We start from the raw sequence: 22499 nt of genomic DNA, 5'->3' as shown, positions 1-22499 counted from the left end.
TCCCCTCTTTAAGAAAGGGGGGCTAGGGGAGATTCCAAATTTCAGTAAAAACAATATTTGTGACCCAGTCGGGAGAGCGTAGCTCCTCGACACACGGAGAAAAAAATTGAAAGACTTGCTCGATATCATGCGTAAGAAAACGGATTCAGAAGGTCATGCACCTATTGAATTTGACCGTATCCGTATTGGTCTTGCGTCACCAGAGATGATTAAGTCATGGTCTCACGGCGAAGTTAAAAAGCCTGAAACCATTAACTACCGTACTTTTAAACCTGAACGTGACGGTTTGTTCTGTGCCAAAATCTTTGGTCCAGTAAAAGATTACGAATGCTTGTGTGGTAAATACAAGCGTATGAAATACAAAGGCGTCATTTGTGAAAAATGTGGCGTTGAAGTAACAACTGCTAAAGTTCGTCGTGAACGTATGGGTCACATCGAGCTTGCTTCTCCAGTTGCACACATCTGGTTCTTGAAATCATTACCGAGCCGTATCGGTTTACTTCTTGATATGACATTACGTGATATCGAGCGCGTATTGTATTTCGAATCTTATGTTGTTACTGATCCTGGTATGACTCCGTTTGAAAAGTATCAACTTTTAACAGACGAAGAATACTACAATGCACTTGAAGAACACGGTGATGAATTCACTGCGAAAATGGGTGCAGAAGCAGTTCAGGATTTATTAAAAGATATCGATCTTGAAGCTGAGATTGCGCGTTTACGTGAAGAAATTCCACAAACAACGTCTGAGACGAAACTTAAAAAAGCGTCTAAGCGTTTGAAATTGATGGAAGCATTCAAAGATTCGAACAACAAGCCTGAATGGATGGTGATGAACGTACTTCCAGTACTTCCACCAGACTTACGTCCGCTTGTACCCCTTGAAGGTGGTCGTTTCGCGACTTCAGACTTGAACGATTTATATCGTCGTGTGATCAACCGTAACAACCGTTTGAAGCGTCTTCTTGACCTTGCTGCGCCAGATATCATCGTACGTAACGAAAAACGTATGTTACAAGAGTCTGTTGATGCGTTGCTTGATAACGGTCGTCGTGGTCGTGCAATTACAGGTTCGAACAAACGTCCATTGAAATCTTTGGCAGACATGATCAAAGGTAAACAAGGTCGTTTCCGTCAAAACTTACTTGGTAAGCGTGTTGACTATTCTGGTCGTTCGGTAATTACCGTAGGTCCTACTTTACGTCTTCACCAATGTGGTCTTCCGAAGAAGATGGCACTTGAATTATTCAAGCCATTTATTTTCGCGAAACTACAAGCATCTGGCCAGGCAACAACCATTAAAGCTGCGAAGAAAATGGTTGAGCGCGAGACGCCGGAAGTTTGGGACGTTCTAGCTTCTGTAATTCGTCAACATCCAGTCATGTTGAACCGTGCGCCAACACTTCACCGTCTAGGTCTTCAAGCATTTGAACCTATTCTTATCGAAGGTAAGGCAATCCGTCTTCACCCACTCGTATGTGCTGCGTTTAACGCCGACTTCGATGGTGACCAAATGGCGGTACACGTTCCATTGACATTGGAAGCACAGTTAGAAGCACGTGCGTTGATGATGTCTACAAACAACATCTTGTCACCTGCAAATGGTGAGCCGATCATCGTCCCTTCTCAGGACGTTGTCTTGGGTCTTTACTACATCACACGTGATGCTGTAAATGCCAAAGGTGAAGGCATGGTGTTTGCAGATACTCACGAAGTTAACCGTGCGTTAGCAACGGGTAAAGTTGCGATCCATGCGCGTGTAAAAGTACGTGTACATCAAACTGTGATTGATGAAAACGGTAACCGTGAAAAGAAAACTATCATTGTTGATACAACACCTGGTCGTTGCTTGTTATGGGAAGTTGTTCCACAAGGTTTAAGCTTCGAATCGATCAACCTTGAGATGACCAAGAAAAACATCTCTAAGTTAATCAACTCTTGCTACCGTAAACTTGGTTTGAAAGATACTGTTATCTTCGCTGACCAATTGATGTATTTGGGCTTCCGTCAAGCGACGCGTTCAGGTGTATCTGTTGGTATGGAAGACATGTTGATTCCACCAACCAAGCATACGATTATCGATAAAGCTGAAACAGAAGTTCGTGAAATCGAACAACAGTTTGAGCAAGGTTTCGTAACTGCGGGTGAGCGTTATAACAAAGTTGTCGATATTTGGGCGCGTACAAACGACCAAGTTGCGAAAGCGATGATGGATAACTTGTCTTATACACTTGTGAAAAACAAACAAGGTGAAGACGAGAAGCAGAAATCATTCAACTCGATTTATATGATGTCTGACTCGGGTGCCCGTGGTAGTGCGGCGCAGATCCGTCAGCTTGCTGGTATGCGTGGTTTGATGGCGAAGCCGGATGGCTCGATCATTGAGACCCCGATTAAAGCTAACTTCCGTGAAGGTTTGACGGTACTTCAGTACTTCATCTCGACACACGGTGCGCGTAAAGGTTTGGCCGATACAGCATTGAAAACTGCGAACTCTGGTTACTTGACACGTCGTCTTGTAGACGTAGCACAAGATTTAGTTATTACTGAATCTGACTGTGGTACAGCTGGCGGCTTAGTCATGACTCCATTCATTCAAGGCGGTGACGTTATTGAACCATTACGCGACCGCGTATTAGGTCGTGTAACTGCTGAAGATGTACGTCGTGCATCTGATGATGAAGTTGTACTTCCACGAGGTACGTTAATTGACGAGAAAATTGCTGCTCAGCTTGAAGAAGCGGGTGTCGATGAAGTTAAAGTACGTTCAGTTATCGCTTGTGAATCTACCTTCGGTGTATGTGCTCGTTGTTATGGTCGTGACCTTGCACGTGGTCACTTGGTGAACCCAGGTGAATCAGTTGGTGTAATGGCTGCACAATCAATTGGTGAGCCAGGTACACAGTTAACGATGCGTACGTTCCACGTTGGTGGTGCTGCGAGCCGAACTTCTGCTGCAAATAGTGTTCAAGTACGTAATAAAGGTACTGTACGCTTCCACAATGTGAAAACTGTACAACATGCCAAAGGTCACCAAGTATCTGTTTCACGTTCAGGTGAAATTGGTATTGCGGATGATTTAGGTCGTGAGCGCGAGCGTTATAAGCTTCCTTACGGTGCAAGCATCTTGTTGAAAGATGGTGAAGCTGTAGAAGCTGGCGGTATCGTAGCGACTTGGGATCCACATACACATCCATTGGTAACAGAAGTTGCTGGTAAAGCGCGTTTCAGCCAGATTGCTGATGGCGTAACTGCAACATCAAAAACTGATGATGCAACGGGTATGACCACTGTTGAAATCTTACCTGTAACAGCTCGTCCTGCTTCTGGTAAAGATTTACGTCCTGCAATCGTGTTGGATACAACAGATGGCGGCGAACAGTTCTACTTCTTGCCACAAAACACAATTGTGACTGTCCGTGATGGCGAAACGATTGGTGTGGGTGACGTCATTGGTCGTGTACCACAAGAAACTTCACGTACTCGTGATATTACCGGTGGTCTTCCGCGTGTAGCTGACTTGTTCGAAGCACGTAAGCCGAAAGAACATGCGATCCTTGCAGAAGTATCAGGTGTTGTAAGCTTCGGTAAAGAGACCAAAGGTAAGAACCGTTTAGTGATTACTCCGGATGATGGTTCTGAGATCTACGAAGAATTGATTCCAAAATGGCGTACCATTAACGTGTTCGAAGGTGAGCATGTGAACCGTGGTGAAACCATTTCTGATGGTCCACAAAACCCACATGACATCTTACGCTTGAAAGGTGAAGTTGCATTAACCAACTACATCGTGAACGAAGTTCAAGACGTTTACCGTCTCCAAGGTGTAAAAATCAACGATAAGCACATTGAAGTTGTTGTACGTCAAATGTTGCGTAAAGTTGATATCACTGATGGCGGTGATACAAGCTTCATCAAAGGCGAGCAAGTGGATTACATCCGCGTTGTTCAAGAGAACCAAGCTGTCTTGGCTCAGAACAAGTTCCCTGCGAAGTTTGAACGTCAATTGATGGGTATCACGAAAGCATCGCTTTCTACTGACTCGTTCATTTCTGCTGCATCGTTCCAGGAAACAACTCGTGTGTTAACTGAAGCGGCTGTAACAGGTAAAGAAGATGATTTACGTGGCTTGAAAGAAAACGTTGTTGTGGGTCGCTTGATCCCAGCGGGTACAGGTCTTGCGTATCACTTAGAGCGTCGTCGTCAAGAAGCAGAAGCTGCTGAATTTGAACTTCACAATGATTTCAGTGAAGTTGACCAAGCATTTAGTCAAGCGTTGAACTCAGACCAGTTCTAAGTCTTAACGAATTAAAAAGGCACCTTCGGGTGCCTTTTTTTGTGGAAAAATGAAGCTGTTGTTACAAAAAGGCATTAAAGCATGAGTATTTGATTACTGAATGAGGGTAAACACTTCATCAAAGCATACTATGCTACCCACATCTGAGAGAGGAGTAGTTCTAATGAAAAAAATGATGATGATTGCTGGCGTCGGTTTAATGTCAACAACTCTATTTGTAGGTTGCCAGAACGCGAGTCCAGAAAGTAAACGTATTGGTTCTGCTGCGATTGGCGGTGGTGCAGGTGGTGCTGTAGGTAAGCACGTTGGTGGTAATCTCGGTGCCGGTCTTGGTGCTGCAATTGGTGCAGGCGTTGCTGCAAATGCTAAAGGTTCAAATAGTAAAAATACACGTAATAGCGCAATCGGTGCTGGCTTAGGTGCAGTAATTGGTGGTGCTGTATTAGGTGGTGATTCTGGCGCTGCGGTTGGCGGTGCGCTAGGTGGTAGTGCTGGTTCTGCTTACGGTGAGAAAAAAGGTAAGTACTAAGCCCGCGCTTAAACTTGTAGATAACATCGTGACGAGCTGACGATTTAAATCAGCTCATCACGATGACTGTCATCTTATAAATGATTATTTTCGCAATGAAGATAAGATGGCTGAGAAAGCTCCAATAAAAACTAGAATTTATATCGATCATTTTTATATTTATTTAATTCTCTTGAAAACACTAAATTTTTGATCGGGTGTATCCAGATCATTTCTGTTCGTATTTATTTCCTATTCTTAAGCCATACCAGCTAGTTTGTTCTAATCAAAATTTGTCTTTACAAAATATTAATCGAATAGGACATAGTGATAACACAATGTGATCAAATTCCCCATAAAAGAGGACTATGCTTTGACTAGAGCATAAGAGAAGTGAGTATAGGCATGAAAAAAACAATCGGTTTAGTTTCGACTTTGGTGTTATCGGCGGTAATGTTTACAGGCTGTCAAAATATGAGTGCCTCTGATCAGCGTATTGGTACAGCAGCGCTTGGCGGTGCTGTCGGTGGTGGTTTAGGTAACCATGTTGGTGGTGGTCTTGGTGCTGGCGTTGGTGCAGCTGCGGGTGCAGGTGTCGGTGCCAATGCGAAGGGCGCGAATAGCAGCTCTACAACCAGTAGCGCGATTGGTGCTGGTATCGGTTCAGTCGTTGGTAAAGCAATCTTTGGTGGCGACTCAGGCGCTGCGATTGGTGGTGCAATCGGTGGTGGTGCAGGTGCAGCCATTCAAGAGAAGAAAAGATAATTTCTGCTGACTAAATTCAAAAATGCCTGCAATTGTTGTAGGCATTTTTATTTTTATGACTTTAAATTGAGGCCTTAGGTTTTTTACGCCGGATATAAAGTACCTTTTCGACTTCAGCAATACGCGTACCTGCATCATCTACAATATTTAAGGTGTAATGACGCAAAACGGGTTCATGATTTTCTGCCAGACGTTTAATTTCGTTTATTTCATGTGCATTGAGTTGGATCTCTGCATAAACGGTATTCCGTCCTGGAGCAATAAAATTAATCGTGGCACTTTTATCCCAGACAATATACTTATTTCCCAGATGGTGAATCAGAATCAACATATAAAAAGGATCGACCATCGAATATAAACTACCGCCAAAATGCGTTCCGACAAGATTGCGATTACGTCTTGTCAGCGGCATTTTGACTCGAATGTAGTAATCATCTAGATCAATGGTTTCAATCTCGATTCCCGCACCACGATAAGGGGAGTAGTGATTGAGCAGAAATCTGGAAATCGCAGGAATGGTTCGAATTTTTCTGAAAAAGTCTTTCATGGTCAATTTTTTTTCTTGCAACTCTATTCATACTCCATAAGTATCATTTTTAGTGTATCGCTGGCAATGGCTGTTTTATCACCAAGCCGATAGAAAACAAAATGGGAAAGAATTATGCAAACACAAGTAAAAACAGTAAAGACATCAGACCAGCAAACGCTTTGTGTCAAAACATGGGGCGATGAGAAAAAAACACCTTTGGTGCTCGTGCATGGTTATCCAGATAATCAGGAAGTTTGGGAGCCGATCATTGAAAAGTTGGTCGATGAATATTATGTCGTGACCTATGACGTGCGTGGAGCAGGCTTATCCTCAATTCCTAAACGCATTAAAGATTATCGTTTGCCACGCTTGTCACTAGATTTACAGGAAGTTGTTGATCAGGTTTTACCAAATCGTAATTTTCATATGGCAGCGCACGATTGGGGATCTTTGCAGTCTTGGGAATCTGCAACTGAACCCAAACTCAAAGGCCGCCTGTTGTCCTATACAACGATTTCAGGCCCTTGTCTGGATCACGCTTCGTTCTATTTACGTGAAAAATTTAAAGCTGCACCAAGCAATGTACTAAAAATGCTCACAAAATCATGGTATATCGGGGCTTTCCATTTACCTCTGATTGCACCGACGGTATGGACGTTCTTTAGCCCTGAAAAATGGGGTAAGATTTTAAGTGGTTTAGAGAAAAAGCAAGGTTTGCCATTAAATGCCAATATTGTCTCAGACGGCAAATATGGCATTAATTTGTATCGTGCCAATTTTATTCCTTCTTTAACTCAGCCACGCCAACGTTATGCACAATGTCCAGTTCAGGCCATCGTGTTAAAGCGCGATGCTTTCGTTAGCCCAGAGTACATTACTGAATCGATGCCAAAATGGGTAGAAAATTTTGAATATGTTGAACTGGATGCCAACCATTGGGCCGTGTTGAGCCAACCAGAAAAAATTGCTGAACTGATCCGTCAGTTTGTCCAACGTCAGGCAGCTTAAGGCTTTAGTGGAATTATTAAGCTAAAAATCACCTAAGATTAGCGATAATTCGGCGATATTTTCAGCTAGGTTTTCATGAATCTGCTAGAATGTCGCCTTTTCTTTGCTCCTAAATTTGTTCATGAATGCTGTCGTAATTGCGATTGCCGTGATGTTTATCCTGTCACTGGCACGAGTTTCTGTTGTTCTCACATTAGTGATTTCAGCCATTATTGGCGGCTTGGTCGCTGGTCTAAGCCTTTCTCAAACAGTAGAAGCATTTAATGCAGGCTTAGGCGATGGGGCTGAAGTTGCATTGGCTTATGCGGTGTTGGGTGCGTTTGCATTGGCACTTTCCAAGTCAGGATTGCCCGATTTGCTGGCGCATAAACTGATTGGGTTATTGGGGATGGAAGCAGGTAAAAATCAGCAGACCAAAGTGAAATATCTTTTGCTGACGATTTTACTGATTGCTGCGATTTTTTCACAAAACCTGATTCCTGTTCATATTGCCTTTATTCCGGTTCTGGTTCCACCTTTATTGAAAGTTATGAATCACTTGAAGCTGGACCGACGTGCGGCGGCATGTGTCATGACACTTGGTCTGGTCGGCACCTATATTTTCCTGCCTGTGGGCTTTGGTGCGATCTTCCTTGAACAGATTCTGATGGGCAATATCAACAAGATTGGCGCCGCTTATGGCTTGCACGTAGAACGTGGCATGATGCCAATCGGTATGGCAATTCCGGTATTAGGTATGGTGATTGGTACGCTGGTTGCGGTATTTATCAGCTATCGTAAGCCACGCATCTATGTTGACCGTTCAATTACGCCAGTTAAAACGATTGATCTGGATAAACCGTTAAAAGTCACCACGCAAGCAGAATATGATCTCAAAGCCGATGCTGAAGAGCTGAAACATGAAGCAGAGAATGTGCCTTATATTTCCAAGAAAACCATGTTTATGGCGGTACTTGCGATTGGTTTAACCTTAGTTGCACAGCTCTATTCAGGTTCGATGATTCTGGGTGGTCTGGTCGGTTTTGCAGTGCTGTCTGCTTCGGGCATTTTTAAATGGCAAGATGCCGATGACGTGTTTGTGCAGGGTATGCGCATGATGGCGCTGGTGGGCTTTATCATGATCTCTGCGGCAGGTTTTGCTTCAGTGATGACGCACACAGGAGATATTACTCATCTGGTCAATGGCGTGGTCCATATCATTGGTGATAACCATGCACTTGCTGCATTCCTGATGCTCTTTATCGGCTTGTTCGTGACGATCGGGATCGGCTCTTCGTTCTCAAGTGTACCTGTGCTGGCGGTGATCTACGTGCCATTGTGCGTACAGTTTGGTTTTTCTCCTTTGGCCACCATCGCCTTGATTGGAACAGCTGCTGCTTTAGGCGATGCAGGTTCACCAGCATCCGATTCAACATTGGGGCCAACAGCAGGTCTAGGTGTTGATGGTCAACATGATCACATTTGGGATACGGTTGTGCCTACATTTATACATTTTAATATCCCGCTACTCATTTTTGGCTGGATTGCAGCAATGGTTTTATAATCAGAAATGGCTCATTGATGAGCCATTTTTTTTGTTTTATAAAGTGTGGCTTAAATATAAAAACAATCATTAAATGACATTTTTTGTCTCTTTTTAAATCTAATTTTATAATGTGGCTTTAATATTAAGCTATATGTGATTATATTTTTAAATCTGACTTAATTTATTTTTAATATATTTTTTGCTTTATCTTAATCTGATTAAAATACTAGGTTTTATAGGGGGTTAAGTTGATTAAAATAGTCTGAATTAATAATTATTACATATTTTAACAATTATATTTTATTAATATTCAATGCATTATAAAGTGAATTAAAATAGTTGGAATTAATCTCTATTGCATAATGTAAATATGCGTGTTTATTATGTTGAACAAGAACATAAATTGTTAAAGAGGTTGTTTAAATGTTAAAGAAATTTTTAGTTGTTGCTTTATTGGGGGTATCTTCAACTGCATTTGCAGGGGGCTTTCAGGTTAAATTTGGTGGAAGTGTAATTTCACCAACAGACGATACTGTGGTTGCAGGTGTTGGCACATTAAAGGCAGATCATGAATTTGCATTTACACCTTCGGTTGAATATTTCTTCGGTGATACGCCTTTTTCTGCCGAATTATTACTGGCGACACCAATTTCACATGATGTGTCATTAAATGGTGAAAAAGTAGCGAAGCTTAAACAATTGCCACCTACTGTCACTTTTAAATATAACTTTAAAAACTCAACCCGTTTCACACCTTATATTGGTGTAGGTGGCACAGCTTTTGTAACTTGGGATGAAGAAACAACAGGTGCTTTAGAGGGCGCAAAATTAAAAGTGAAAGAAGACTTTGGTTTCGCGGGCCAGTTAGGTTTCAATTTCCAGCCAGCTGATGCAAAAAACTGGGGTGTATTCTTTGATGCGCGTTATGCACAAATCAGTCCTGAAGTAAAATTAAATGGTCAGAAGTTGACTGATCTAGACATCAATCCGATGGTATATACATTGGGTTATAGCTATAAGTTCTAAGCTGAACTTGCGCCTGAAAAGCCTCACTTTGTGAGGCTTTTTTATTTTTGCAATTCCCATATAAAACAGATACAGGCCTTACACAGAGAGTTTTGTATGCTGAAAAAATAATCTTAATAAAAGTGAGACCTTCATCATGAAAAAAGTAATGACTTCGATCTTATTGTTCATCCCCTTGTTATTTTTATCTCAGGCGTATGCGGCCAGTTATTCGTGTAAGGCAGCAAAGTTGAAAGTCGAACAGCAGATCTGTAATGAGCGCAGCCTCAATGATGCGGATGTGAGAATGGCAACCACCTATCAGATTATTTTACATGCCTTGCCAATGGGCGGACGTGATGCTGAAAAAGACAGACAATTTCAGTGGTTAAAACAACGTAACTCATGTGGTGCAAATACACCGTGTATCAAACGTGCTTATGGGCAACGTCAACAGCAGCTTGATCAGCTATTACAGGAGCGAGTATTGAGCCGAGGCCCATTCTAATTGCCATTTTGTGCATTTTTTGCCTGAAAAATGCAGATCAAGGATTGAAAAATTTAAGATATACACCATTCATAAATCATTCCAAATAGATAAGCCTCACAGATAAGGAGTGATTTATGAGTGAACAAGTCGCACAAAATTATAGTTTCCAAGCTGAAGTTGCTCAGTTATTGCATTTAGTGACGCATTCTCTGTATTCCAACCCTGAAATTTTCTTACGTGAATTGATTTCAAATGCGTCTGATGCGTGCGATAAGTTACGTTTCGAAGGCATTAATCATCCTGAATATTATGAAAATGACCCAGACCTGCATGTTCGTGTCACTTTAGATAAAGACAATAAAACGCTCACCATTTCGGATAACGGGATTGGCTTAAGCCAGCAAGAAGCAATTGATAATCTGGGTACCATTGCCAAGTCGGGCACCAAAGACTTTATGTCTAAACTGACCGGTGATCAAAAAGCCGATGCGCAGTTAATTGGTCAGTTTGGTGTTGGTTTCTATTCAGGTTTTATCGTTGCAGACAAGATTACGGTGGAATCACGCCGTGCAGGTTTAGATGCAGCAGAGGGTGTACGCTGGATTAGTGGCGGCACAGGTGAATTTGAAGTTCAAAGCATTGATAAAGCAACCCGTGGTACAGACATTATCTTGCACTTACGTGATGATGCGCTTGAGTATCTAGAGTCGTGGAAAGTTAAACAAATCATCAATAAATATTCTGACCACATCAGCTTGCCAATCGAAATGCAAAAAGAAGTTTGGCAAGAGGACGAAGTCGCTGAAGGTGAAGAGGCCAACACTACAAGCGGCGGCCAGATGGTGAAGACCGATGAATGGGAAGCGATTAACTCGGCAAGCGCGCTGTGGACGCGTAACAAGAATGAAATCACAGATGAACAATACATCGAGTTTTATAAAAACTTGAGCCACGATTTTGCTGAACCGTTGGCGTGGGCCCATAACCGTGTTGAGGGTAGCACTGAATATACGCAATTATTGTATATCCCAAGTCAGGCCAAACAGGATTTGTTTACCCGTGAAGCAAAGGCGGGCATCAAGCTATATGTAAAACGTGTATTCATTCTGGATGAAGCGGATAACCTGATTCCGAACTACTTACGTTTCGTACAAGGTGTGGTTGATAGTGCTGATTTACCGCTCAATGTCAGCCGTGAACTGCTACAAGAAAGCCGTGATGTAAAAACCATTCGTGAAGGTAATGCGCGTCGTGTGCTGACTTTACTGGACGGTTTGGCAAAATCTGAAGATGAAAAAGACCAAGAGAAATTCAAGACTTTCTATACTGAGTTTGGTTCAGTATTGAAAGAAGGTTTGGGTGAGGATACTGGTAATCGCGAACGTATCTTAAAGCTATTACGTTATGCGACTTCAAACAATGATGAAATTTCAACGTCTTTTGCTGACTATAAAGCACGTATGAAAGAAGGCCAGAAGGCAATTTACTACGTCACAGCAGAAAACCTGACTGCAGCTAAGAATTCGCCACAGCTTGAAGTGTTCAAGAAGAAAGGCATCGAAGTCCTGCTTATGGCAGACCGTGTCGATGAGTGGGCGATGAACTTCGTATTTGAATTCGATGGTACGCCGCTTCAAAATGTATCGAAAGGTGCTGTTGACTTGGGCGACCTGCAAGATGCTGAAGAGAAAAAAGCGTTAGAGCAGGCAGCAGAGCAGTTCAAACCTGTGGTAGACCGTTTAAGTACGTCATTAAAAGACAAAACCAAAGAAGTTCGTGTTACGACACGTCTGGTTGATTCACCTGCATGTCTGGTTACTAGTGAAGGTGAGTTGTCTCCACAATTGGTTCGTATGTTGAAACAGGCGGGGCAAGCAGTTCCAGAGATTAAACCAACATTGGAAATTAACCCTGAGCATCCATTGGTGAAAAAATTGGAAAGCTCGGCGCAATTTGATGATCTCGCCAATGTGATTTTTGATCAGGCGGTGATTGCAGAAGGTGGTTTACCAGAAGATCCAGCAGCCTATGTCAAACGCATCAATAGCTTGTTGTTGAAATAAGCAATTTAATCAAGAAACCTCTGCTTCGGCAGAGGTTTTTTTATTGGTATGGATAACTTTAAAGTTATCCACAATTGTGGTGATCTTTTCATCAGAACTGTGCTTCGAAACTCATTTGATAACTAAAATGATCCTCTTGTCTGGTGGCAGGGACATTTAAATAATTCAGATCATTCTGCATAAAAATCCAGTTGCGCCAGATGGGGCGACGCCAGGAAAAGTAGGGCCCCCATTCATTGACACGCAGTTCTTTATTTTCATATTCCCCTGTAGTCAAAATGCCATAACTCAAATTGTCTTTGGATAAGAAGTGCAGTTGCTGGAAAGTACGATTGCTCCAGCTATAGTCTTCATCTTGTGTTTTAGAGACATTAAACTGGGTTGAAAGCTGCTTTTGATGCTGAAGTTTTTGTGTCAGATCAAGATTGGTTTCGGCATAGTTTTTACTGCTTGAACCATAACGGAAAATTTGCGCCGTATTGAGCTGTAAACCTAAGGGTAAAGCCCAGTTCTTTTTGGCGAGAAACTGCACATAGATATCGGTATCAGAATTTGCGCCCAGATCAAGATCATTACTAAAAGGTAATAGGCTTGAAATGGTTGACCAGCTTGCACTGAGCGGGTTTGGGGTAGCAATCTTTTGCTGGCTGTGATGTTTGTTATTTTTACCTAATTTCTTGACTGGCTGAGGCTGTTGAGCACGCTGCCATAGGGTATCGTTGCCAAAAACCGCTATTAAATCTTGTGCAAGTTGTTGGTCATCGAGAGTAATCTTATTTTCTTCAGCGCAACTGAAATTGGCTCTCGGTGAGTATTGGGCTCGAATAAGGGCTTTATGCAGCGTGATGGGTGGGTGCAATGATCTGCTGACAGGTAAAAGCATTGGAAATAAAGGCATCAGCAGATTACCTAGACACAGGTTCCCTACAATCAAAAAATACACAACCAGAGCGTATTGTTGACGCATGCCATAAACAAGAACAATAAAAGAAAATGACGGTAACAAACAAAGCTTAAGGATTTATTGAAAGAAATATTATTTTTAAAATAAAAATGCCCAAACAATGAATCATTTGGGCAGGTTAAGACTGGAGTGAAGATTAGAATAAAGTTTCCAGACGGACAAAGGTGCTTACGTAATGACTTCGGTCTTCACGATGATCATTGAAATAGTTGAGATCACCTTGTACATAGAACCATTCGCGCCAAAGCGGTTGACGCCATGATACGAATGGGCCCCAATTATTTAAACGTAGGTCACTGTTGTTGTAGTAACCACCTGTGTAGATACCATAATTAAACGTGTTATGTGCAAAGAACTGGTGTTGACGGAAAATACGGTTATCCCACCATAGATCATCATCCTGCTTGTCTGCATAGGTTAAGCTGAACTGATTAGATAAGAAAGGCTGGTTTGGGCGCGCGTGAATCAGTTCTAGGTTGGTTCTTAGATAGTTTTCACTTTTACTGCCATAGCGGTAGATCTGTTCGGCATTAAAGCGGAAATCATTGCGTAAATCCCAATGTTTTTCAGCTCTTAAGCGCGCATAGATATCTGTGCCTGAGCGCACACCAAGATCGGCATCTGTCTCAAAAGGTAGTTTCTTGGAGAAGTTTGACCAACGTAAGGCAAGAGAGCCGTTACTATCACGGGTCTGTTTAGAATCAAACTTTTTATCCGGATCTTGATTCGGCTGGTTATTGGTATTGCCTACATTATTCTTGAATTCATCGTCTAAGGTGTCATCACCAAAAACCACGCTGACTTTTTTCTCTAAAGTCGGTAATTTAATCTTACCGCGAATACGAGGCTTGACCTCATAATTATCATATTCGTTCCAGTAATTATCCAGCATGACACGGATCGTTGCCGAAGCAGGATCGTCAGGATCGACCTCTCCAAACCAGTCATCAATTTTGACTGACGTATTATCTGCCCACTCTCGAATTCGTCGCTGTTTTTTGTCAAACCAGGTTTTATCCTCTGTCTCCGCCGTTGGTGGGACGGTGACCTTATCTGACTGCTCGGGAAAAATAGAGGGCGTGGCATCGACCAAACGTGGAATATAGTCCAACGCATTTTCCGACGTATTTTGTGACGACGGATTTGGCTGTTGATCTTGCTGTTGCGGCGTAGTTTCTGCTTGGGCTGCACTTAACGTACCCATCGTCAAGGCAAGCAAAACAAAAACGATACGCGATGGCACCATTTGCTGTAAATTATTCATAATAAAGACTTATATATTGTTCTTGGTTTAACTTTTGATGATTTAATGCTTAAAATCAAGCGGCAGTCACAAAAAGCAGCAATTTAACAGTACAAAAATGCTAAAGATCATAAGGATTTAGCGCAATAAAAAGCCCTCATTGCAACGTCACGTTCATTGTGTACGTAGAAAAATGAGGGGGCTAAAATTGATCAGACTTTTAAATGGGTTTAAGACGATTCTACCGACATGCTGTTTTCCAGTGCCTGATATAAATCATGCACCGAGATCGGTTGTGGCAATCGGCTGATGACCTGACGAATCAATTGCCAGGTATAACCATCGCTGCGGTCTAATAAGAGGTATGGATAGGCCTGATCTTCACTGGAAAGATTCACTCGTTCCAAACCATGAATCACACGGATTTTCTGACGTTCCCGCAATAAAATGACAGGTGTAAAAAAGGTCGCAGAGGTTTCTTCAAATGGAATAAATTTTTGCGTATTGATAAATGATGCTGGGATATACGGATAAACGCGTTGATCACGTTGCCACACCAAGGTCCCATTCATAATGCATTCATTAAAGAGGCTTTCGTGCTGGTGATAATGCTGTTTGAAATTGGCCCAACTGGTTTGATGAATCGAGCTGGTGCGGGTATGACGCTGATCTGTATAGGCTTGCAGAATGGTGATGGCGTATTCCACGCTATGGGTTCCGACCAGTACCACATAATGGGAAAATTGCCCTTGCGCATAGAGCTGTTCTGCGACAAAAATCTGTGCAGATTCCCAGATTGGTTGCGCTTCATTTTCAGCTTTTAAATAGAGCCAGTCAATTTTGATATTCTGGTCAATATCGTTATGCAGATCGACCCGATATAAAGAGGGGAAGGTACGTGCATCAATACGTTCCAGTCGGCAGATCAGGCCGTCCAGATTAAAATCATTGAGTGCCAATGGCTGTGCTTTATTTAGATTCGGTGAAGGCTTGGCACTTTGTCTAAAACCGGGTTTGATTCGGTTCTCTGTAGGTACTGGCGGCGCAATACTTTCTGGAACGGTTCGGATTTTATCTTGAATGATTGCGTCAAGTTGAGTTTGAAAGTTGGCGGTTTCTTTTTTAAGTCGGGCAAGCGCATCGGTAGATGCTTTCTTATCCTGCTCAGATGGATGCTCATTCAGAGGTTCCAGAACCGGAATTAAATGCTGGAGTTCATAATCGGTTTTGACATATTCGCTGGCATGATTTTGTAGCCATTGCAGGGCATCGGTAGATGAGTTTAGCCATGGACTCTTTAGAAAAGATAAAGCAGGACGAATCACCCAGATTTGCCAGAGTTGTGCCTGACGTAAAGCCGCCCAGCCCATATCAGCCGAAGCAAATAAGGCATTTTCAACCCGTCCCATAAAGTTATAAGTACCCCGATAGGTCATGCTATAACCGTAACTGGCTAGATCTTCAGCCGAAAACTCTTCGTTGAGAATAAATGCCTTGAATGGCGTCAATTGATCCTGAAAGGCAGGATCGTCGCAAGATGCGCAAATATCTTTAATCCGTTGTTTTGATTTTGCTATTTCAAAAAGTGATGTTTTCTCATTTTTGAGCCCATCGATGAGATGCTTGAGCTCATCCACCAAAAGTGCTTTCTCTAATACGTCCATCTATTGTTTCCTTAGAGATAGGCTTGAGCCTGTTTTTAAATAATGAATCAGTGCAAATTTGACCGCTGCTTTAAATCGTTTTGTATCAATTATTGTTGGTAAAGTATTTTCCCCTGCGACAAACTGTGATGTATCGAGCAATTGTGGCTGAATAGGCCTCTCAATCTGAGCATGTAACTCTCGAATTTTCATAACAAAAGATTGTCACTTTATGACGATTATAGAAGAAAACCAGACAAAATCTATAGCTTAAAAATGAGTAGAAAATCACATTCAGAGATTTTAAATCGAGATATGGATCATGGTTTGTCTTTGAAAATAAAAACATTTTAAAACAATGAATCGGATATCTAGATCATAAAGCAAAAAGACATCTATAAATTTGTGGACGAGTTGTGACCAGCCTCACAGAAGCAGTGGTGAAAAGCACATCAAATAAAACGTGGGAAAGTCATCCACATGAATGGGACGAATGAAGTCGGTTATAAATAATGAAAGAGGGAGATATAAATACTGATTTTTATTATTTGAGTTGTTAAAAGCTGCCTTAATCCTTTGATTAAAGCAGCTGAGTCTTATAATTAAGGCTTGATTTCACATTGCTCATCATTACATTGAGCTGCATCGTCCTGCTCAATCTGTTCAGAGGATGTAGATTGCGCCTGTTGTAAGGCTTGCAAGAAAATCTCACGTGGCTGTGCGCCAGACAGCGCCAGTTTTTGATCAAACACAAAGAATGGTACGCCAGTAACATTCAACTGTTCACGCGCAATTTTCTCATCGTGGCGAACGAAATCTGCCAGCTCATCAGAATCCAGTACATATTCGACTTCGGCATTATCCAGACCGATACGTGATGCAATTTCTTCTACCACTTCACGTTCGCCAATTGCCAAACCTTCGGTCATATAGGCATGGAAGAATGCCTCTTCTGCTTCATTGCCCAAGCCTTTACTTTGGGCAAGATGAATAATTCGATGCGCGTTGAAGCTGTTGCCCGAGTTGGCTTTTTGCCATTGGAAGTCGATGCCTTCAGCTGCTGCCATCGCTGCAACATTGCGCTCCATGTCTTCCATTTCCGCATAACTACGGCCATATTTTTTGGCTAAGCGTTCGGTATTCGATGTGTCATGCTTGGCTGGCGCATCTGGATCCAGCTCGAAGCTATGCCAGTGAATTTCAAGCTCGATGCCTGCTTCTTCTGCGACATGTTCAAGACGTTTTTTACCGATATAACAAAAAGGGCAGACCACATCTGACCAAATATCTACACGCATGGCGTATCTCTTCAATTCTCGTTAAACAGATAATAGGGGCGGAACCGATGAATTTAAAGCGATGAATATGTAATGCTGCGTTACGAGAAGTGAAATAAAAATCATATAAAGGTTTGTCTTTTATCGATTAAACTGAGATTCAGAACATAAAAAAATATAATGAATTTGGAGGCAATATGCGCCGTTTTTTATTATTTTTCCTTGTGGTGATCCTTGGCATCGGTTCTTTTTTTCTCTATCAACATCAATTACAGCAACGTGCTGCCAACAATAAACAAATGTTTGAAGTGGTGATGGCTGAGAAAATGCGTACACTTTACGATCAGGCACAAGACTGGACCACACCCGTACAACTGGATATTCATGACGATCGCTTATCTGGCGATTACAAGTTGATGTCAGAATTCCTGCTCAACTACTGGATGCAGAATGTTGAAGCGCGTAATCGTTATTTACGTGAACTTAAAGCTGCGAACTGGGATACTTTTCTAGATGTAGAGCGACTAGATCAGGATCGAAAACAGGATTATAAAGAAACTGAACAGATGCTGGCGGATGTGCGTAAAGCATCTACTGAATATGAACAAGCACGACAACAGATTCAGTCCAGTTCTATGGAACAGGCAAAAAGTCTGGCCATTCAGAATGAAATGCGACAGTCCTTACAGGCAAAACTGGAAAGTAACCTGAAAGCTGATAAAGCGCATGATATTTTCCCGATTGAACAGCAGATTATTGAAAAAGCACAAGCCATGTTTGACATGCTGAAAAAACACCAATGGCAAAGAAAGGACAAAATGATTCTTTTCCGCGAAACCGCGCAGGTGAAAAAATTTAATACGCTGTATCAAGATGTGCTGAAATTGAATAGCAAAATGGAGAAGATCAAGAAAAATAATGCAGAGGTACTGGAAGAAGAACTGTAATCCATATCGCTGACTCAATACACATTGCACGCATAAAAGGCAGACGTCGAATATATGAATTTATGGCAGCTATTTCATAAAGTAAAACCTTTTGTCCTTCCCTATAAGGGGCTGGTTGCAGTGACTTTACTGCTGACGCTGATTGGTGCTTTAACTGCACAGGTCAATGCGTTGACCTTGCAATATGCGGTCGACCAGATCAATGCGGTGGTTGAATCAGGACAGGGCTTGAGTGCAGGCTGGCATATTCTGATCACCATTAGTGTGATTTTGTTGAGTAAAGAAATCATCAATATCTTTATTCAGTTTGGGCAAAAGTTCTTTGGTGAGAGACTCCGCATTCTGATCTCACAAGATGTGGCACAGTCGATCATCGTGAAATTTTTACAATATCGGCTGGCTTTCTTTACGCAGGATGATAATCAGGCTGGAAAATTACAGACTCGTATTGATCGGGGTATTGGTTCGATCACGCGACTCGTACAGATTTTCTTTATTGAGATTTTCCCGCTGTTTAGTAGTGCCTTGATTGCCTTGTGCTTAATGTTTTATGCCAATGTCTGGATTGGTCTGGTGGCGTTGTGTATTGTCCCGATCTATTTCTGGGTTACCTTTAAACAGGCGCAGAAATTAAGTGGTACACGCCGTAATTTACGCGATGGACGCGAACGTAAAAGTCAGGGTATTTTGAGTATCATTAACTCGATCACCGTCATTAAATCTTTTAACCGTGAACAGATCGAAGCGGAAAAACAGCTGACGCTACAAAAACAATTAACCGATCACCAGATGCATACACGGCAACTCAGTTTTTTGTTTGAAGGGCTGAAAACCTTTATTGAACAGATTGGTGTGGTCTTTATTATCATCCTCACGGCCTATTTTGTATTAGTCGGTGATATGAGTATTGGGATGATCATGTTTCATATCCTGCTGTTCAATAATGTCTCAGCACCGATTCGGTCCTTGCATCGGATCTATGACGAAGTCAATGACGCGATGATCTATGCAGAAAGTTTTTTCAAGATATTGGAAGCGGATGATGAGGTGGAAACGTCGGGGCAATTAAAACCATCCCCACTGACAGGAAAATTTGAGCTGAAACAGGTGAATTTTTCCTATCCGAATGGGTTTCATGCGTTGAAAGAGATTAACCTGACCATCCAGCCTAATAAGATTACCGCTTTGGTTGGCTTGTCGGGGGCGGGAAAATCAACCTTAATCAGTCTGCTGGATAAATTTTATGTGCCCCAGTCGGGTGAGATTCTGCTCAACGGCACTCCGTTAAATGACATCGATACCCAATATTTACGGGATCATATTGGTCTGGTATTGCAAAAGAATCATATTTTTCAGGGAACAATTGAAGAAAATATCCGTTATGGCAAGATGAATGCAACACAGGATGAAATTGTTGCTGCCGCGAAGAAAGCCTCGATCCATGAGCAGATTTTGAAATTACCGCAGGCCTACCAGTCGGATGCCTTATTACTCTCAGGTGGACAACAACAGCGGATTGCGATTGCCCGCATGTTCCTGAAAAATCCCCCGATTATTTTTTTGGATGAGCCGACCGCCAGTCTGGATGCAATCGCAACTGAACAGATCAAACACAGTCTGGATGAGATTAAGCAGGGGCGGACGGTTATTATTATTTCCCATAGTCTGTCACAGATTATTGATGCAGATTATACCTATGTGATGCAGGATGGCATGATTGTAGAACATGGCGAACATCATCAGCTGTATCAGCAACAAGGTATGTATAAAAACATCTTTGATGCGATGGCCAAGAGCCTGAATATCGAAAAGATTTCCAAGACTTTTGAGGGTGATGATGAAGAGGAAACCCATAGCTAGTAGAAGATTACCTATTTCAAAATACCCTCAGATTTTGTCTTAATTGAAAATCTTTTCGGCAGCTTGAAATGGTAGGCTGACGACATCAATCGCGACTGCAAATGGTAGCAATACCAGTTTTTCTAAAGGATTCATACCTGATTTGGAGGTATAACTTTCTTCTTTCTGCGTATAAATAGTCACTTGATAAGGCTTACTCAAGGCTTTTAGCGAATTGAGGTTATTGGCAGTAGGGTAGACCACACCCGCCAGCTTAATATCGAAGCAGAACCGCTGTGCCTGCATACGTTCATCGCTTGACGATGAGCATTCTCTAGCGCCATTTTCAATAAAAAATTCGAGATCTTTTTTACTCAAATCTTCTTTGAGTTTTACATAAGAAAGCGGCAAAGTTCCTGAAAAATAGCCATCATTTTTTTCAGAATAGAAATTAAGATCTCGGGTGATTTGAATATTCTTTGGATCAAGTCTGCCAATTAAAGTAACAAACTGGCTGCCTCCTTGAGTCAGGATATAACTGTTCTTTTGTCCTGCAATCACGATACTGTCTTTTGGCAAATTTGCAGAAGCTTGTGCTGGTCGTCCAAAAGCAACTACGCTGTCTTCAACTAAAGTGACTTTCGTCGTGCGTGTATAATTCCGATTGTCTTTTTTGATTAAGGTTGAAGTGGCACAGCCAGTAAGGAACGTGGCAGATATAGTCAAAGCGGTTATTGTTTTTGCTAAGTCTGTAAGCATTGGGATCATCCTTGATATTTTGTAGTAGTGAGATACTTTTGCTTAACAGCAGTATCTGATCAATGGTGCTACTGAGGTATGGCGTTAGTTATTTCCATACCTCATTGGTCAGACCTATGGCCTGAAAAGGAAGTGCAATTACATCAAATGCAACGGCCAACGGAAGTAGGGGGAGCTGTTGCATGATTTCTTTATTGGAACGTTTGACCGTTCCACTTTTATAGTGGAGATATTGAATCTTGACATGATATGGTTTGGATAAAGGCGTTAACTTATCCAGATTATTTGCAGCAGGATATACCTTGCCTTCAAGTCGAAGGTCAAACGTGGCAGGTCTTATTTTTTCCAGACAGCTACAGGGTTGAACGCCATATTGCTTAAAAAGAGCGACTTCTTTGTCATTTAACTTTCCATTGGGTGGCGTATAAGAAAATCTAAAATTGCCGTAAAAACGCGGACTATTCTGTGCAGGTGCATTAAAATCGAGATCACGATCAATTTTGATATATTCTGGATTCAGTTGGCTAATGAGCTGAACCAGTCCGCTGCCTCCCTTATTAATCACATAACTATACTGTTTTCCTGCAATAACGATGCTGTCAGCAGGTTCATCGGGTAAGGCGGTAGCGGGCTTGCCGAAAGCAACCACATCATCTTCAAGTACGGTAATCCATTCGTGTCCTGTGTCATATTTGGTAAATATATCTCTTGTGGAATCACCAACCCGATTGGTTGCGCAAGCGGTAAGGAATAATGATGAACATAAGCTAAAGATTAAAATATTCTGATTTAAACCCTTGAAACGCATTTTTGTTTTTACTTTTCCAATAATTATAAAAAGGATAAATAAAAATTCTTATGAATGCGAGAACTTCCTTTATTTAATTAATCCGATGAAAATGATATAGCTCGATTTAATCATTTGTTTAAATAATAGTGCCGATTGACCGTTTATCTGACCCTTACTGAATCAAATCTGACTTTGCTGTAGCCTATTTATATATGCTTTTATTTAACTCATTATTTTCTTATGGATGAGGGATATTTGGAGCAAACAATGAATTTTTTTAAACAAGCAGCTTTGATCTCCCTGTTGATTCCTTTGGGTGTACCCATGGTTCACGCGCAAGAGGGAGAGGTTACGTCATTACCGACAATTCGGGTCATGGCTGAATCTGAGCTGCGGGAAGAAGTTGGATTTGTGCCTTATCAAGAAGATAAGCAAACCCGTCAAGCGCTACAACATCGTGTCTATAAAATTCACAATGACATGCAGAATGTAGGTGTGACTGAAAGTCCGACCAGCGTGAATTATCAGCCTATGGCGGCACAGCCAGATCTGTCTCAATACTCTCCGATTTTGCAACAATACATATTGGCTGTTGCTTCTGGTTTTCAGTCTTCAGACCCAACTAATGGTCTTTTTAAAATGCTGGAGCCTTTGAATATTAACCGCGGTAATATTGACGGCATTCGCAATGGCACAATTAAAATCGATTTAGGCGATATTTTGAAATTGCAGCAACAGATTAGAGATGGATTAAATCCACCACAGAATCCTTTGTTTCCGCGTTAAAATTTGATTCTGGTAATAAAAAAATCCCCGCAAAGTGCGGGGATTTTCTTCTTATCTC

At 41.8% G+C, this 22499-nt stretch carries 18 protein-coding genes; 11 read left to right on the top strand and 7 right to left on the bottom strand.

Annotated features, from left to right (window positions below; translation table 11 throughout):
* Positions 1 to 106: 106 nt before the first annotated feature.
* From rpoC to IEV36_RS13935, 3 genes are all read left to right on the top strand, one after another.
* On the top strand, positions 107 to 4300 hold the full coding sequence (rpoC, locus tag IEV36_RS13945; RefSeq protein WP_005255525.1) for a DNA-directed RNA polymerase subunit beta': 4194 nt from the start codon (positions 107 to 109) through the stop codon (positions 4298 to 4300).
* A 163-nt stretch (positions 4301 to 4463) separates the two neighbouring features.
* Positions 4464 to 4829 (top strand): hypothetical protein, encoded by a 366-nt coding sequence (locus IEV36_RS13940; RefSeq protein WP_004774021.1) that lies wholly within the window; start codon positions 4464 to 4466, stop codon positions 4827 to 4829.
* A 384-nt stretch (positions 4830 to 5213) separates the two neighbouring features.
* Complete coding sequence (locus IEV36_RS13935) at positions 5214 to 5573, top strand: YMGG-like glycine zipper-containing protein (protein WP_004774022.1); 360 nt, start codon at positions 5214 to 5216, stop codon at positions 5571 to 5573.
* Positions 5574 to 5634: 61 nt separating this feature from the next.
* Here the strand turns inward: IEV36_RS13935 and IEV36_RS13930 are convergent, their stop codons facing one another.
* A complete protein-coding gene (locus IEV36_RS13930) occupies positions 5635 to 6120 on the bottom strand; it encodes a DUF4442 domain-containing protein (protein WP_005255522.1) in 486 nt (161 codons plus the stop codon).
* 114 nt (positions 6121 to 6234) lie between these two features.
* Between IEV36_RS13930 and IEV36_RS13925 the strand changes: the two genes are divergently transcribed.
* The 5 genes from IEV36_RS13925 (at position 6235) to htpG (ending at position 12193) form a co-directional block, all read left to right on the top strand.
* Positions 6235 to 7110, top strand: coding sequence for an alpha/beta fold hydrolase (locus tag IEV36_RS13925; protein WP_005255520.1), 876 nt, complete (start codon positions 6235 to 6237; stop codon positions 7108 to 7110).
* Between the two features lie 121 nt (positions 7111 to 7231).
* Positions 7232 to 8653: a Na+/H+ antiporter family protein gene (locus tag IEV36_RS13920; protein WP_004774030.1), complete on the top strand. Its 1422-nt coding sequence runs from the start codon at positions 7232 to 7234 to the stop codon at positions 8651 to 8653.
* Between the two features lie 405 nt (positions 8654 to 9058).
* Positions 9059 to 9661 (top strand): OmpW/AlkL family protein, encoded by a 603-nt coding sequence (locus IEV36_RS13915; RefSeq protein ID WP_005255518.1) that lies wholly within the window; start codon positions 9059 to 9061, stop codon positions 9659 to 9661.
* Between the two features lie 136 nt (positions 9662 to 9797).
* Complete coding sequence (locus IEV36_RS13910) at positions 9798 to 10148, top strand: lysozyme inhibitor LprI family protein (protein ID WP_005255515.1); 351 nt, start codon at positions 9798 to 9800, stop codon at positions 10146 to 10148.
* 116 nt (positions 10149 to 10264) lie between these two features.
* Entirely contained in the window at positions 10265 to 12193 is a 1929-nt protein-coding gene (gene htpG / locus IEV36_RS13905) for a molecular chaperone HtpG (protein ID WP_005255514.1), read from the top strand.
* Positions 12194 to 12284: 91 nt separating this feature from the next.
* Here htpG and IEV36_RS13900 read toward each other — a convergent pair whose 3' ends face one another.
* The 4 genes from IEV36_RS13900 to IEV36_RS13885 all read right to left on the bottom strand — a co-directional run bounded on the left by IEV36_RS13900 (position 12285) and on the right by IEV36_RS13885 (position 17341).
* Positions 12285 to 13160 carry a hypothetical protein gene (locus IEV36_RS13900; RefSeq protein ID WP_005255512.1) on the bottom strand — a complete coding sequence of 292 codons (876 nt, stop codon included), beginning with the start codon at positions 13158 to 13160 and terminating at the stop codon, positions 12285 to 12287.
* A gap of 133 nt (positions 13161 to 13293) precedes the next feature.
* Entirely contained in the window at positions 13294 to 14421 is a 1128-nt protein-coding gene (locus tag IEV36_RS13895; RefSeq protein ID WP_004774043.1) for a hypothetical protein, read from the bottom strand.
* 209 nt (positions 14422 to 14630) lie between these two features.
* On the bottom strand, positions 14631 to 16064 hold the full coding sequence (locus tag IEV36_RS13890; protein ID WP_005255511.1) for a hypothetical protein: 1434 nt from the start codon (positions 16062 to 16064) through the stop codon (positions 14631 to 14633).
* Between the two features lie 581 nt (positions 16065 to 16645).
* Positions 16646 to 17341, bottom strand: coding sequence for a DsbA family oxidoreductase (locus IEV36_RS13885; protein WP_005255509.1), 696 nt, complete (start codon positions 17339 to 17341; stop codon positions 16646 to 16648).
* A 176-nt stretch (positions 17342 to 17517) separates the two neighbouring features.
* Here IEV36_RS13885 and IEV36_RS13880 point away from each other — a divergent pair, with 176 nt between their 5' ends.
* Positions 17518 to 18267, top strand: coding sequence for a hypothetical protein (locus IEV36_RS13880; protein WP_005255507.1), 750 nt, complete (start codon positions 17518 to 17520; stop codon positions 18265 to 18267).
* Positions 18268 to 18321: 54 nt separating this feature from the next.
* The gene (locus tag IEV36_RS13875; protein WP_005255506.1) at positions 18322 to 20127 is read left to right on the top strand and encodes an ABC transporter ATP-binding protein; all 1806 of its coding nucleotides are present in this window, start codon (positions 18322 to 18324) and stop codon (positions 20125 to 20127) included.
* Between the two features lie 39 nt (positions 20128 to 20166).
* On the opposite strand, the gene IEV36_RS13870 is transcribed toward IEV36_RS13875, so the two are convergent.
* Both IEV36_RS13870 and IEV36_RS13865 read right to left on the bottom strand, forming a co-directional pair.
* Positions 20167 to 20865 carry a YidX family protein gene (locus tag IEV36_RS13870; protein ID WP_005255505.1) on the bottom strand — a complete coding sequence of 233 codons (699 nt, stop codon included), beginning with the start codon at positions 20863 to 20865 and terminating at the stop codon, positions 20167 to 20169.
* Between the two features lie 88 nt (positions 20866 to 20953).
* On the bottom strand, positions 20954 to 21673 hold the full coding sequence (locus tag IEV36_RS13865) for a YidX family protein (RefSeq protein ID WP_005255504.1): 720 nt from the start codon (positions 21671 to 21673) through the stop codon (positions 20954 to 20956).
* A 249-nt stretch (positions 21674 to 21922) separates the two neighbouring features.
* Here IEV36_RS13865 and IEV36_RS13860 point away from each other — a divergent pair, with 249 nt between their 5' ends.
* On the top strand, positions 21923 to 22441 hold the full coding sequence (locus IEV36_RS13860; protein ID WP_005255503.1) for a hypothetical protein: 519 nt from the start codon (positions 21923 to 21925) through the stop codon (positions 22439 to 22441).
* The last annotated feature ends 58 nt before the right edge of the window (positions 22442 to 22499 follow it).

Origin of the sequence: Acinetobacter vivianii (assembly GCF_014635885.1) — a bacterium.
In the GTDB taxonomy this organism is placed as follows: domain Bacteria; phylum Pseudomonadota; class Gammaproteobacteria; order Pseudomonadales; family Moraxellaceae; genus Acinetobacter; species Acinetobacter vivianii.
The sequence above is the reverse complement of the archived record's forward strand: the minus strand, read 5'-3'. Positions and strand labels throughout refer to the sequence as shown.